This is a genomic window from Adlercreutzia muris, assembly GCF_041223505.1.
GTDB lineage: Bacteria > Actinomycetota > Coriobacteriia > Coriobacteriales > Eggerthellaceae > Adlercreutzia > Adlercreutzia muris.
On sequence record NZ_JBCLQK010000001.1, the window covers coordinates 204710 to 218537 of the forward strand.

Here is a 13828-nt window from a genome sequence, read left to right on the forward strand (position 1 = left end):
CTTAACACTGGGAAGGAGCGCGCTACCCGAGGATTCCGCGCAGGGTGGCGGCCAGGTCCTTCACACTGATGGGCTTGGAGAGGTGGTCATCGGCACCGGCCTGCTTCGATTCCTGCACGTCCTCGGTGAAGGCGTTGGCCGACAGCACCACGATGGGCAGCGCTCGCAAGTCGGCCCGCTCGCTCGCGCGGATGCGGCGGGTGGCCTCCAGACCGTTCATCACCGGCATCTGGATGTCCATGAGCACCACGGCGAAGTGACCGGGCTCGTGGGCAGCAAGCTTGTCCAGGGCCTCCTGGCCGTCGAAGGCGCACTCCACGGTCAGCCCGAGGGATTCCAGCAGGGCGGCGGCGATCTCGCTGTTCAGCTCGTTATCCTCTACGAGCAGCACGCGGGCCGCGGGCAGGGCGCCCGCCGGGGCAGAAGGAGCCTCGGGCAGCGGGGTCGCCCCGCGCTCGGAGCCGTCGAGCGCGGCATTGGGATCGCCCGCGCCGGCAGGAACATCGGCGGCCCCCTCGTCGTGGCGCAGGTTCACATGCACGGTGAAGGTGCTCCCCACCCCAGGGGCGCTCTCCACCTCGATGGTACCCCCCATGAGCGACACGACGCTCTGGACGATGGAGAGGCCGAGCCCCGTGCCCTCCACCCGCTCGGTGCGGGAGTCATGCTCCCGCGTGAAAGGCTCGAACACGTGCTCGACGAAGGCGGGGTCCATACCGCAGCCGGTATCGGCGAAGATGAACTCGTAGTCGCTCGTCCCCTCCACGCGGGCCGGATGCTCGATGAGGACCATGGATATCCGTCCCCCGGCCGGAGTGAACTTCACGGCGTTGCCGAGCATGTTCATGAACACCTGCTGCAAGCGCAGGTCGTCGGCCTGCACCACCGGGTGAGCCAGGGATTCGACGGCAACGGAGAACGTCACCCCCGCCTCTTGGCAGCGAGCAGCGAACACCGTCTCGGTCTCGGCCACAAGCTCCCGCAGATCCACGGGGGCCACATTCAGCACCAACCGGCCGTTCTCGATCATGGACAGATCGAGCACCTCGTTGATGAGCCCGAGCAGATGATTGCTCGACAGCGTGATCTTCCCAAGGCAATCGCTCACCCGTTCCCAATCGCCCTCGCTCATGCGGGCCAGCTCGGTCATGCCGATGATGGCGTTCATGGGGGTGCGGATGTCGTGGCTCATGCGGGAGAGGAAGTCGCTCTTGGCGCTGTTGGCGGCCACAGCGGCGCGATAGGAATCCTCCATGGCCTGCTGGAGGCGCTTCTCGCGGGCCTTCATCGCCGTCACGTCCTGAGTGGTGTACACTACGCGGGATGCCCGTCCCTCTCCGTCGCGCTCCACGCAAATGAGGTTGATGTTCTCCCATTTCAACCGGCCGCTGCGATTGATCTGATACTCGAAACCGAGATTGTCCACCCCATCGGCCATGGCGGCTATGACGGCCTCGCGACTGAACTGCTCGACCACTTCGCGCTTCGCCTCCTCGCCCACCACGAGCCGCTCGAGCCGCCGCACCATGTAGTCGTAGTCGCCCTCGGTCGCATGGGGGTCGTCCGACATCACCGGTCCGCTCATGTAGCGGAAATGGTTCGCGGGGAAATCGATGAGCACCAGACGCTCGGTGAGCTTGCCCACCCCGGTCTGCACATCGATGCGGTCCCGCATGGAGCGGGCCAGGGTGCGATGACGGTGGTTGTTGAAGGCGATGATGCCCACGAGCACCGCGAGGAACACCAGCACGATGACGAACAGGGCATTCCAGCCGCCCTCGTTGGCGGCGTTGATCATCTGCTCGGTGGCGGCCGAGGGGAAGGTCTCGACGATCATCCAGTTCAAGCCGGGCACGACCTTGACGCAGGCCGAACCGAGGCCGTGGCCGGCCTCGTAGGTGAAGGTGGCCCCCTGGCTGCCCTCGAAGGCCAGCTCGATCTGGCGGGCGCTCACACTGGAGGCGGCCTCGGCCTCGGCCAGCAGGTTCATGCCCACGAACTCGCCGCTAGAGGCCACCACCTCGCCCGTGGGCAAGCACAGCAGCACATGGGACTCGTAGCCGAAGAAGCTGTTCTGAAGCAGCCCCGTCAGGCGCTCCTCGTCGTAATGAGCCAGCAGGAGCCCGATGATGGGGCCGTCAGCCCCCTCGCGCACCGGGGCATAGAAGTACACGAGGTTCTCATGGGTGAGGCGGGTGTTGAACACGCACTCAATGCCCGACTCGCCAGCCATGGCCCGCTCGTAGTAGACCCGATCGCTCACGTCCACAGCACCGAGGCCGGGCGAGTGCTGGATGCCGTCGGCATCCACGAAGTCGATGGAATCGAAGGGGGCGATCTCGCCGACGGAGCGCAGCCACTCCTCGCTCGTGGCCACCTGGGCGGCATCGGGGGATTCCGAGGCCAGGGCCGCGATGGTCTCGATGTCCTTCTGGGTGTTCTGCATGAATGTGGACACGAGCTTGGCCGTCTGATCGGTGGCATCGGAGACGTACTGGCTCGTCTGGGCCACGATGCGATTGCTCGTCTGCTGCATGAACATGGAGAACGTGATGATGACGGCCACGAACACGACGACGAAGGCCGCCACTGACAGCCAGTACTTCCTGCCTTCGTCCTCCATGGGCGCTCCCCTCGGGCCTCTTCTATCCGTGCCGTCCATCATACACCCCCCCGATAGTACCTCAGGAGAACTGTCATCAAGTTTATCCCCACTCCAAGGCAAAAGGCCAGGGGCACGGAAACAGAGCCGCGGACCGCGACTGAATGGAGGGCGGTGCGGGAACGGCGCCGCGAACCGTAGCCGAATGGAGAGCGGTGCGGGAACGGCGCGGGGGCGATTTGCGGGAAGCCTCCCGGCGACGGGAGCGCGGTTCAAGGGGAATGCCCGGGCGACGCAGAGGAGCCATGCGGGAGGTATCGAGGGGACACTACTATGATAGCAAAATGATTTTGAAGAGATAACGGCGATCATTTAATGGGAATTGCTATTTACATTCTTCAAATACCCCGCTAAAATGCGAACAAATATTCGCTATAGGGCAGAAACAGGGGCAAGGGTCCTTTGGATTCGTGCGCCCCGACCGCCCAACCGAAGGAGGAGCCATGGAGAACGCGAAGAAGCCGAGAGCCATCCCCGCATGGGCCATCGCCGCAGCCCTCGTCCTGGGGCTCGCAGCCTCAGGCGCCCTCGCCTGGGCCCTTGAAGAGGCCGTGGCCGCACCGGAAAGCACCGCGGGCACCCCCGCCGTGGAAAGCCGTTCCCTCGACGGCGGCGATGGCGTCGCGGCCGCAGCAGTGCGCGACCACATCCGCAGCCTCGCCGAGCAGAGCCTTGCCCGCGGCTCTGGGGCCGCCCACCAGGTGCGCCGCGCCGCCCGACCGGCAACCCTGGATGCCAGCGCTGCATCCGAGCATCCCGGCCCGTCCCTGGCCGACGGGGATGAGCCGGGCCCCACCGACCTGGCCGGTGGCGCCTCAGCGGGCTCCCCCGCCAGCCCGGCCGCAGGGCCATCCCCCTCAGCCGATGAAGGGGCCGGCGCTTCCCCCGCACCGGCCCCCGACCCCGGCACCAGCGAGCCCCCAGCCGGCGACCCCGCCGACTCCGGCGCCGCCGATGATCGGAGCGAGGACGACGCGGGCGGCGGCAACGGCGCCTCGGAACCGAAGCCCCCGGCGCCGGCAGCCCCCGAGCCGGGAATGGCTGCCCGCAGCCTGAACATCGGGGGCGCGATCATCCCCTACCGCGACGTGCGCGGGGGCACCACCCCCGACAGCGGAGCCGGCCTCTGGCTCGGCTCAGACGACACCACCGACGGCTCCTGGGGCTACTTCGTCGGTCACAACCCCGGATCGTTCTCCCCGGTAAAAGGCCTCGGTGTTGGCAGCACCGTCATCCTGTGCGACAACGCGGGAAGAAGCCGCACCTATACCGTGCGCACGGTATTCACCGCAGAAGTCACCGCCACGTGGAAGACCATCGCCGCACGCGTCACCGGCTATGGGGAGTCCATCGTCCTGCAAACCTGTAGCGGCGACGGGGCCACCAACATCATCGTCGTGGCCGCCTGAACGCAAAGAGGGGCGACCGCCCTCGGCAGGCGGCCGCCCCTCTTCCGCAGAGTCCCCAGGCCCTTAGTCCTCGTCCTCCACCAGGTCGTGATGATGGTCGTGCTCGCCGATATCGGTCACCGGCTTCTCCAGGCCCTCGATGACGAGGTTGTTCTTCTCGGCGTAGTCCCACAGCGCCGCGTGGATGGCCTCCTCGGCCAGAAGCGAGCAGTGTACCTTCACCGGCGGCAGGCCGTCCAGCGCATCCATCACGGCCTTGTTGGTCACCTCCAGGGCCTCTTGCACGGTCTTGCCCTTCACGAGCACCGTGGCCATGGAGCTGGTGGCGATGGCGGCCCCGCAGCCGAAGGTCTTGAACTTCGCATCCTGGATGACGTTGTTCTCGTCGATGTCCAGATACACGCGCATGATGTCGCCGCACACGGCGTTGCCCACCGTGCCGCAGCCGCTCGCGTTCTCGATCTCGCCCACGTTCTGGGGGTTGGTGAAGTGCTCCATCACCTTATCGGAGTAGTTCATTGCCATGGTTGTTCCTCTTTTCGTTGAAAATGTCGTCGTTGAAGTGGGATTCGTGTACAGGGCGCGGGTCGGGAGCCGTCAGACGGAGCGACCGCGAACCACCGGACGGGCCGCGCCTTCCGTGCCGCCCGGGCTAGCTCGCGTAGGGGAAGCCGCCTTCCTTCAGGCGCGCGATGACCGAGGCCACCTTGCCGTGCTGGAAGTCCTCGTACAGGGGGCTCATCATGCGCAGGTTCTGAAGCGTGGCCTTCAGGGAGTCCACGGCGAAGTCCACGTCCTCCAAGGCGGTGTCGCGGCCGATGGTCATGCGCAGGCTGCCGTGGGCGATCTCGTGGGGCAGGCCGATGGCCAGAAGCACGTGGCTCGGATCCAGGGAGCCGGAGGTGCAGGCGCTCCCCGACGACACGCAGATGCCCCGGGCCGCCAGCTGCAACAGCATGCCCTCGCCCTCGATGAACTCGAAGGAGAAGTTCACGTTGTTGGCCAGGCGGCTCTCCCAGCTGCCGTTCAGCTTCGCCGAGGGAATCTCGTCCAGAATGCGGCGGATGGCGTGATCGCGCAGGGCCCGCTGCCGATCGTGCTCGGCCGTCATGTCGGCCGCAGCCAGCTCGGCCGCCCTCGCGAAGCCCACGATGCCGGGCACGTTCTCGGTGCTTCCGCGCCGCCCGCGCTCCTGCTGGCCGCCGTCGATAAAGTTTTCCACCTTTACGCCCTTGCGGATGTAGAGCAGGCCTACGCCCTTGGGCCCGTAGATCTTGTGGGACGAGGCGGACAGCATATCGATGCCCATCTCCTTCACGTCGATGGGCTCGTGGCCGAAGGCCTGCACCGCGTCGGTGTGGAAGGCCACGCCGTGCTCGCGGGCGATGGCGGCCAACGCGGCAACGGGCTCGATGGTACCGATCTCGTTGTTGGCGAACATGATGGAGGCCAACGTAGTGTCGGGGCGGATGGCCGCGGCAAAGTCCTCGGGGCGCACGAGGCCGTGCTCGTCCACGGGCAGATACGTCACCTCGAAGCCCTCCTTCTCCAGGGCCTCGCAGGCGTGCAGCACCGCATGGTGCTCGATGGCGCTCGTGATGAGGTGCTTGCCTTTGGCGGCGTTGGCCCGGGCAAAGCCCTTGATTGCCCAGTTGTCCGACTCGGTGCCGCCGCTGGTGAAGTACACCTCGCGGGGCGCGGCGCCGATAAGGCCGGCCAAGGTCTCGCGGGCGGCGGCCACGGCGTCGGCGGCCTCCTGGCCGAGCGGGTAGATAGACGACGGGTTGCCGAACTGCTCGGTGAAATACGGCAGCATGGCCTCCACCACCTCGGGGCGCACCGGCGTGGTTGAGGCGTGGTCGAGGTAGATCTGCTTCATGGGGCTCACGGTTCCTCGTTCTCTTTGCGATGGGGCCCTCGGCGCCGCTCGCTCCTCCGAGGGCCCCGCAGCCGTCCCATCTAAGTCTAGTAGTTTGCTAGGTTTTAATATAAACTGGAAAATGAGAATGTCAAGGAGAGAATGGTGGCCCTGTGAAGATATCAACGAAAACTCGCTACGGCATGCGCGTCATGCTCGATCTGGCCGAGCGCTACGATGAGGGCTACACGCCCCTAAAGGACGTGGCAGATCGCCAGGGCCTCTCGAAAAAGTACCTGGAGCAGGTGGTCGCCCCCCTCACCGCAGCTGGCCTGCTTGCCGTTACCCGCGGTCACCAGGGCGGCTACCAGCTGGCCCGGCCGCCCGCGCAGATCACCCTGGCCGATGTCATCGCCGCCTCGGAAGACGGTCTCGACCTGATGACCTGCACCAGCGACCTACTCGCCTGCGAGCGCGCCGACGCCTGCCCGAGTCGGCTTGTGTGGGGCGGCCTCCAAGACGCCGTGAACGCCTACCTGGAGAGCAAGACCCTCGCCGACATGGCGGCTTCGTAGCCTAAGGCCGTCTCCTCGCCTGCAAACCGCACGATGCCAAACGCTGCCGCAGCCCAGCAGGAGCGCGAGTTGCGAGCCTCTCCAACCCCCGACCGCGCCGCTCAGGGTTGCGGAAAGCGGGGCAAAGGGGTATATTCGGGCGGACTCTTACCCATGAGAGAAGGAGATCCGACATGAGAGAGAAGCGACGGGGATCGCTTCTGAGCCTCGGCCTGGCGGCCGTGCTCGCCTGCGGGATGCTGCCCGCGGTCGCGCTCGCCGAGCCGGAGGGCCAGGGCACACAGACCCCCCCCCATCGAGTTTTCTGAGGTCGTAGACGACGCTGTCGCGACCGGCGAGACCGCCCCGGTTGAGGCCGATCCGCCGGAAGACTCGCCCGACTCCGCAGATCCGTCGGGAGACGGCGCCCTCTCCCCTTCCACCCCCTCGGCGACAGCCGACCAGGCGCATCCCGATGTCACCTCCGTCGCCGACGCCATCGCGCGAGCAGCGCTTCCCCTCGTCGCCGCGACAGCTGACAGCCCAGCGGCGCCGACCGCCGACAATCCCCCTTCGGATTCACCCCGTGCGCAGGTGCCGCTCGACGACATCAACACCGGCAGCCCCCTGCCGCGTCCCTCATCGGTCATCGAGCTCGGCGGCCTGGTTTTCTGGGGCATCGACGGAGACACAGCCGAAGCCGGCGACTTCTCCTACAATAGTGCCGCCGACCAGGTGACCGTGCTGACGCCCAAGCACCTCGTCGTGCAGAACAAGAACATGGGCTCCTCCTGCACCACAAGCATCCTCATCCCCGACGGCACTGACGCGCGCATCGTGCTCAACGGCGTCTCCATCTCAACCTCCTCCAGTGCCATTAGCGTGGAACCCGGAGCCTCCCTCCACCTTGTGCTTGCCGACGGGACGCTCAACAGCCTGTTTGCCAGCCGCAATGGCGCCGCGGGCCTGCGATGCACCACGAGAGGCAAGCTCGTCATCGACGACACGGTGCCCAACAGCGGCATCGTCCCCGAGAACGGCGAGGTGAGCGCCGATGCGACCCTCGATGACGGAAAGACCCAGGTGAAACGGGGCGATCCCCTCAGCGTCCTTGCCAGCGACAACCCGGGAACCCTCGATGTCTCCTCGACCATGAGCAGCAACCTTGACGGTGCCTGCATCGGCGGCGGCCATTCCGAGGCGGGCGGCGCCATCACCATCGAGGGCGGCCGCATTCTCGCAAAGAAGCCCGTTACCGATGTCGGCGGCTCGGCCGGTATCGGCGGCGGCTCGTTTGGCGATGGCACCAGCATCGACGAGTGGATCACCATCAACGGCGGCTATATCGAGACCCAAGGCGGCTACCACGCAGCCGGCATCGGCGGCGGCGTACGCAACGGGAACGCTGGCACGCGCTGCGGCAACATCCGCATCAACGGAGGCTACGTGAAGGCCACGGGCGGCGAGTGCTCGGGAGGGTTCGGGCAGGGTTGCTGCGCCAGCACCCGGGCCGACGGCTATCAGATCATCCTCACCGGCGGCACGCTCATCCCCTCGGCCGGCACCTGCGACATGGGTCAGACCGGCGTCAAGATCACCATTACCGGCGGCTCCATCGGCAATGGTGGCGACGTCGCGGACTTCCGGTTCCTCGGCGGCAACGGAGCCGAGGCCTACAACGGCGCGGGCGAGCCCATCGAGATGATCCAGGTGGACCTCAGATCCGACGTGGGCGAGAACACCTACAAGATCACCGACTGGCAGCTGCTCGTGGACGGCGAGCCCTACGACTACGGAGCGCCCGCCGAGTTCGACAAGGGGAACCTGTACCTGTGGCTGCCCAAGATCGTGAAGCAGGACAGCGAGGTGACCGTGAAGCTCACCTACCTGGACACCGACCATCTCGATAAGGACGGCAACCCCACCCCCGTCACGCCGCTGCCCCTGTTCCGACCCTCCGACAGCTCGCTGCCGCCCGGGGTCACCAACGACGGCAAGCTGCGCCGCTACGCCGACTTCACCCTGGACGCCGACTACCTGGCGTCGCTCGACAAGTACTACGACGGCAAGGGCGCGGGCATGTTCCCCCTGCCGCTGCGCACGCCCGACGGGCGCGACCTCACCGAGGCCGACAAGATCACCTTCAAGTACCAGCACCTCGACAGCGCCGGCAACCCGGTGGGCGCCGAGACGGGCGACGGCTCCGACGTGGGCACCATGAAGTTCACCGCCATATCAACCCAGTACTCCAACGACACCGAGGGAAAGTTCTCCGAGAGCTACTGGGGGCACCGTGCCACCGGCCAGTTCACCATCTGGCCCATCGCCTCGCAAGTGAGCGGCATCGCAGCCGAGTGGGTGGACGACGGGGACCCGGGGGACGTGGCCCACCCCTCCGACCAGGTGCTCAAGGTGAGCGCGACCATTGGCGCCGCCCCCACCGTGGACGGCGAGCCCGGGTCGGAGGCCACCAAGCCCACCTGCCAGGCCCCGCGCGGGCAGGTGCAGATCTACGTGGACGGCCAGCCCGTGGGCGCGCCGGTGGACCTCGTGTACGCGGGCGACCCGGACGCCGAGGGCAACCCCATCCCCGAGGGCGACCCCCGCGTGACGGCCGAGAGGGTGGACAACGGCCAGGGCGGATCGACCGCGCTCTTCTCGCTGGCCCGGGCGGCCTCCGCCTCCGATTTCCTCGTGCCCACCCAGGGCCAGCAGGGACGCCACGAGATAGCGCTCCGGTTCCTGCCACCCTCGGCCGCCCAGGCCGACGCCGGGCAGCCGGCCAACTACCTGGCGAGCGCCGCGCCGGATGCGGACGAAACCGTGCCGCGGGTGGAGGTGGCCATCGACCCCATCGACCCGAACCCCGCGGTGACGCCCGAGCCCGATCCCGACTGCGCCGACCCCGACGCGCCCGAGCCCGAGGTGTCGACGGGGCCGGGGCAGCCCGCCGACCCGGGCGCCGACCCGGCCAAGCCCGGCGACAAGGCGTTCCGGGGCACCATCGTGACAACCTGGGGCGAGCCGAATGATATCGACCCGCACCCGGGCCGCGTGCTGCTGAAGGTGGACACGCCCTCGTCGGGGCCCGTGTCGGTGACCGACGCCAAGGGCAACGTGTTCGAGGCGGACTTCGTGAGGGGCGAGGACGGCCAGCCGGTGCGGGGCGAGGACGGCTCCTACACCCTGGTGCTGGACCCGACGGCCGTCGGGCGCGGCGAGCTCACCTTCAGGCAGGAGCCCAACGGCGCCTACACCGGCAGCACCTGGGTCTACGACGTGACCGTGAAACCAGAACCGAAGATCGCCCCAGCCCCGGCACTGTCTAAGAGGGCCGAGAACCTCACGCACCCGAACGGGCCGACGCAGCCCGGCGACCGCATCCGCTACACGGTGACGGCCACGAACGGCGCGGCGGGGTCGCTGTGGACCGGCGTGGTGGTGACCGACCCGCTGCCGGCGTGCCTCGCCCTGGACGAGCGCTCGGTGCGGCTCGACAACCCGCGCGCCGGCGTCGCCGACCGCGCGCTCTCGAAGGCGCCGTCGGTGGCCGCGGGCGACGTGGGGAAGTTCTCGCTGTCGGCCCCCGGCGCGGACGGGCGGCCCGTGCTCTCGGTCCCCGCCGGGGACGTGGCCGGGGGCGCGAGCGCCACGCTCGCCTTCGAGTGCACCGTGCGCGACGACGCGGCGGCGCCCGGCGCGGGCGCGGCCGATCTGGAGAACGTGGCCTCGGCTACGGGCAAGCGCCCCGACCCCGACGGCCCGGACGGGCCCGACGTGGGGCCCGTGGCCCCGCCCGGCACCGGCCCGGCGACGCCGCCCGGCGGCGGGACCGTGGCGCCGGCCGACCCCGACGTGCGCATCGCGAAGTCGGTGGAGAACCTGAGCGCGCCCGACGCGAAGGTGACGCACCTGGGGGACCGCCTGCGCTACACCATCGAGCTCTCGAACGCCGGCGCCGCTGACAGCTGCCTCATGGCCGCCGCCGTGTCCGACCCGCTGCCGGCGGGCATCGAGCCCGTGGCCGGCACCATCCGCCTGGCCCTGGACGGCGGCGAGCCCATCGAGGTGCCCGACGCCGCCTACGACCGGGCGAGCCGCACCATAGCCGTCACGGTCGGCGACCTGTGGGGCGGGCACGCGGCCGTGCTGACCTTCGAGTGCACCGTGGGCGAGGCGGCCCTGGAACAGGACAACGCCAACATCGCCCACGCCCACGGCGAGGTGCCCTCCGAGAGCCCTGGCTCACGCCCCGAGGACCCCGATCCCGGCAAGCCCGCGGAGCCCCCGGCGGGCGAGCCCGAGGCCTCCTCGCCGCCCGCCTCGCCCGCGCCGGTCGTCCCCGGCGACCCGGCCGAGGACGACGTCGCCATCGCCAAGACCGCCGAGAACCTCACGCGGGACGACGGCGCCACCCACGTGGGCGACACGGTGCGCTACCGCATCGCCCTCTCGAACTCGGGGCCCGGCACCGGCTGGATGGACGCGGTGATCCGCGACGACGTGCCCGAGGGGCTCGAGCCCGTGAGCGGGAGCATCCGCCTCGCGCTGCCCGACGGCTCGGAGGTCGCCGTCGACGACGCCGCCTACGACCCGGCGACCCGCATCCTGGCCGTGGCCGTGGGGCACCTCTACGGCGGGCAGGAGGCCGCCCTCTCCTTCGACGCGCTCGTGACGGGGGCCGCCGTGGGCGCCGACATCGGCAACGTGGCCGTCGGCTACGGGACGCCGCCGAGCGCATGGGACCCCGACGGCACCCATCCCGAGCCAGGCGCCCCCTTCTCCCCCGACGGCGGCTGGGACGCCTGGGAGCAGGGCCGCGGCAAGGCCGTCTCCGACCCCGCCTATCCGCCCGGCGCGGACGCCTCGGGCGGCGTGCTGGACGGCGACGAGGGCGGCAAGCGGCGCACCACCATCGCCCACAGGCTGGCCCAGACCGGCGACGCCCTGGCGGCAGCGGCGCTCCTACCAGCGGCCCTCGCCCTGGCCGCCGGGGCGGCCCTGCTCGCCTCCCGCCGCCGCCAGCGCGCGAGCCGGTAGGGGCTTGCCACCACGCCCCGCAGCGCGGCCCCGGATGCAGCAGCGTCCGGGGCCGCTCCCACCTGGAGGGGCGGATGCACGCCGCCCGGTTGCGCGGCCGCGTTGTATAATGGCCCCACAGCAAGGACTCTCGGAAGGGCGCGGCCATGATGTACAACTACCTGAAGCTCGACGACGAGACGCAGATCGCCTATTCCAGCCCGCAGGAGGACGGAACCGTGCGCATCGCCGTGGAGCGCCCCGTCGACGGCGGCTTCGACGCGGCCTTCTGCTCCCTCCCCCTCTGCCAATGGCACGACACGGAGGGGTTCACCCGCGAGGAGCTGAGCTTCCTCACCGAAATCGTGCGGAACAACGCGCCGCTCATCTACCGGCTCTCCCGCGAGGCGGGCAAGGCCTATGCCTAAGGTCCTGGAGTTCGGCCCCTACATCCTCTTCTTCTGGGTAGGGGAAAACGGCGAGCCCGTCCACGTACACGTCGCGGTGAAGAGGCCCTCGCAAAACGCCACGAAGATATGGCTCACCGCCGCAGGCGGCTGCCTCGTCGCCCACAATCGATCGAAGATTCCCGCGAAGGATCTCGAGGACATCAAGGAGCTCGTCGTGCTGAACCACGCCTACATCTGCGACAAGTGGCGTCGGGTGTTCGACGGCGACCTGTCGTTCTACTGCTAAAAGGCCCCTCGGATTTTCTCGCAAGCCAGGTGGCTGCGCCTGCTCGCAACCTCGACCGCGGCGCCCAGGGTTGCGGAAAGCGGGCAGAAGGGGTATATTCAGCGGACTCTTACCCATGAGAGAAGGAGAACCACCATGAGAGAGAAGCGGCAGGGGTCGCTTCTGCGCCTCGGATTGGCGGCGGTGCTCGCCTGCGGCATGACGCCCGCGGTCGCCCTGGCCGAGCCGGAGGCCCAGATCACGGAGACCCCCCCCCATCGAGTTTTCTGAGGTCGTAGACGACCTCTCCGCTGCCGAGGATCCCGCACCCGGCGACCCAGACGGCATTGCCGCCGGCGGCAGCATCTCCGATCCCCCAGAGCCGACCGTCGTGACACCCTCTGAGGAAGGCGACCACGCACGGGCGACGGCCGATCTCGTCGCGAGAACCGTGGGCGAGGCGTTCCGATGCGCCCAGACGACTCCGGTGTCCGCGAGCCCCCGAACAGCTCAGCCCACCGCTGCCCCGAGCGCAGGCTCCTTCGCCCTTGGCGATTTCACCATCTGGGGCATCGACGGCGACGCGGTGACCGCAGCCGACTTCACCTACAATTCCTCGGCAAAAACCCTCACGGTGAACACTGATGCTCACTTCGCCATCCAAAACACCGATCAGACGAAGGTAACCTCCGGCGCCGATGCTGGGCGCATCGCCAATCCTTCTTCCGCGAGCATCGTTGTCCCGGCGGGGCGAAACGCTTTCATGGCAATGGAAGGTCTAGGCATCGAGGGCGATCAGCCCGTCGACATCAAGGCCGGCGGCTCTCTCACCATTATCCTCGGCGACGGAACGAGAAACGAACTGTGCTCCACAAATATCAATCACGCCGCCCTCCACTGTCCCACCGGCGCGAGCCTGATCATCGATGACGCTATGCTCAACCGCACCGCTGACGGGCGGCACATCGTCCCCGAAAACGGAAAGGTTCCCTACGACTGCACGCTCTCGAACGGGATAGTCGTCTCCCGCAACGACCCCCTCAGCGCCCTGGAGAGCAATCTTCCGGGCGAGCTGTACGCATGGGCGCCGAGCGGGGCCCATGCGTACAGCCATCGGATCGAACTACCTGGGCACACCTCGAGATATCGCTCATCGCGACCAGGACGAGCCTGCGGGCAATATGACCTTCGATGGGGGCCTCATCGTCGCGAAATCTGGAAGCAACACCAACCCCAATAGCGACGGCGCGGGCATCGGAAGCGGCCGTTGCGGCCCCGGAACGGGCCTGAACGAGTGGATCACCATCAACGGAGGCCGCGTCAGCGCCCAGGGAGCCTGCCATGGCGCTGGCATCGGGTCAGGAGCCTTGGCGCCCTCTGGGAATATTCGCATCAATGGCGGTTTCGTGGAGTCGCTCGGCGGCAACGACGGCAACGGCTTCGGAGGCGGCTGTTCGGCCGGCAACAGCTCGGCCTACCAGCTCATTCTCACCGGAGGAACCCTTCTGCCGACTGGCTCTCGATCGGATCCCATATTCAACGATGTGGGAGCCCCCGGCCTACAGGTGATTGTCACCGGCGGGTCCATGGGCAACCAAAACGGTGTGGCAGACTTCCGATTCGACGGGACGGCCAAGAACGACCGCGGAGA

General features: G+C 68.2%; 11 protein-coding genes. 8 read left to right on the forward strand and 3 right to left on the reverse strand.

Features of this window, described 5'->3' with window-relative positions:
• Positions 1–22: 22 nt before the first annotated feature.
• Complete coding sequence (locus AAK988_RS00810) at positions 23–2623, reverse strand: ATP-binding protein (protein ID WP_369873296.1); 2601 nt, start codon at positions 2621–2623, stop codon at positions 23–25.
• A 482-nt stretch (positions 2624–3105) separates the two neighbouring features.
• On the opposite strand from AAK988_RS00810, the gene AAK988_RS00815 reads away from it, so the two are divergent.
• Positions 3106–4071, forward strand: coding sequence for a sortase domain-containing protein (locus tag AAK988_RS00815; RefSeq protein WP_369880265.1), 966 nt, complete (start codon positions 3106–3108; stop codon positions 4069–4071).
• 63 nt (positions 4072–4134) lie between these two features.
• Here the strand turns inward: AAK988_RS00815 and nifU are convergent, their stop codons facing one another.
• Together nifU and nifS are read right to left on the reverse strand one after the other, a co-directional pair.
• Complete coding sequence (nifU, locus tag AAK988_RS00820) at positions 4135–4596, reverse strand: Fe-S cluster assembly scaffold protein NifU (protein WP_321194131.1); 462 nt, start codon at positions 4594–4596, stop codon at positions 4135–4137.
• Between the two features lie 127 nt (positions 4597–4723).
• Positions 4724–5950, reverse strand: a complete 1227-nt coding sequence (nifS, locus tag AAK988_RS00825) for a cysteine desulfurase NifS (protein ID WP_135970692.1) — start codon at positions 5948–5950, stop codon at positions 4724–4726.
• Between the two features lie 152 nt (positions 5951–6102).
• On the opposite strand from nifS, the gene AAK988_RS00830 reads away from it, so the two are divergent.
• The 7 genes from AAK988_RS00830 to AAK988_RS00860 all read left to right on the forward strand — a co-directional run bounded on the left by AAK988_RS00830 (position 6103) and on the right by AAK988_RS00860 (position 13417).
• A complete protein-coding gene (locus tag AAK988_RS00830; RefSeq protein ID WP_369873294.1) occupies positions 6103–6504 on the forward strand; it encodes an RrF2 family transcriptional regulator in 402 nt (133 codons plus the stop codon).
• 173 nt (positions 6505–6677) lie between these two features.
• Complete coding sequence (locus AAK988_RS00835; protein WP_369880266.1) at positions 6678–6812, forward strand: hypothetical protein; 135 nt, start codon at positions 6678–6680, stop codon at positions 6810–6812.
• A 265-nt stretch (positions 6813–7077) separates the two neighbouring features.
• Positions 7078–11523 carry a hypothetical protein gene (locus tag AAK988_RS00840; RefSeq protein ID WP_369880267.1) on the forward strand — a complete coding sequence of 1482 codons (4446 nt, stop codon included), beginning with the start codon at positions 7078–7080 and terminating at the stop codon, positions 11521–11523.
• A 146-nt stretch (positions 11524–11669) separates the two neighbouring features.
• A complete protein-coding gene (locus tag AAK988_RS00845) occupies positions 11670–11930 on the forward strand; it encodes a hypothetical protein (RefSeq protein ID WP_369873292.1) in 261 nt (86 codons plus the stop codon).
• A complete protein-coding gene (locus AAK988_RS00850) occupies positions 11923–12198 on the forward strand; it encodes a DUF4160 domain-containing protein (protein WP_135971671.1) in 276 nt (91 codons plus the stop codon). The genes AAK988_RS00845 and AAK988_RS00850 overlap by 8 nt, the downstream gene beginning before the upstream one ends.
• 135 nt (positions 12199–12333) lie before the next feature.
• Positions 12334–12468: a hypothetical protein gene (locus AAK988_RS00855; protein ID WP_321194257.1), complete on the forward strand. Its 135-nt coding sequence runs from the start codon at positions 12334–12336 to the stop codon at positions 12466–12468.
• 100 nt (positions 12469–12568) lie between these two features.
• The gene (locus AAK988_RS00860) at positions 12569–13417 is read left to right on the forward strand and encodes a hypothetical protein (protein WP_369873291.1); all 849 of its coding nucleotides are present in this window, start codon (positions 12569–12571) and stop codon (positions 13415–13417) included.
• Positions 13418–13828 lie beyond the last annotated feature (411 nt).

Coding starts and splice junctions, on each gene's coding strand:
- AAK988_RS00810 (WP_369873296.1), bottom strand. CDS start 2,623: ATGGAGGACGAAGGCAGGAAGTACTGGCTGTCAGTGGCGGCCTTCGTC.
- AAK988_RS00815 (WP_369880265.1), top strand. CDS start 3,106: ATGGAGAACGCGAAGAAGCCGAGAGCCATCCCCGCATGGGCCATCGCC.
- nifU (WP_321194131.1), bottom strand. CDS start 4,596: ATGGCAATGAACTACTCCGATAAGGTGATGGAGCACTTCACCAACCCC.
- nifS (WP_135970692.1), bottom strand. CDS start 5,950: ATGAAGCAGATCTACCTCGACCACGCCTCAACCACGCCGGTGCGCCCC.
- AAK988_RS00835 (WP_369880266.1), top strand. CDS start 6,678: ATGAGAGAGAAGCGACGGGGATCGCTTCTGAGCCTCGGCCTGGCGGCC.
- AAK988_RS00845 (WP_369873292.1), top strand. CDS start 11,670: ATGATGTACAACTACCTGAAGCTCGACGACGAGACGCAGATCGCCTAT.
- AAK988_RS00850 (WP_135971671.1), top strand. CDS start 11,923: ATGCCTAAGGTCCTGGAGTTCGGCCCCTACATCCTCTTCTTCTGGGTA.
- AAK988_RS00855 (WP_321194257.1), top strand. CDS start 12,334: ATGAGAGAGAAGCGGCAGGGGTCGCTTCTGCGCCTCGGATTGGCGGCG.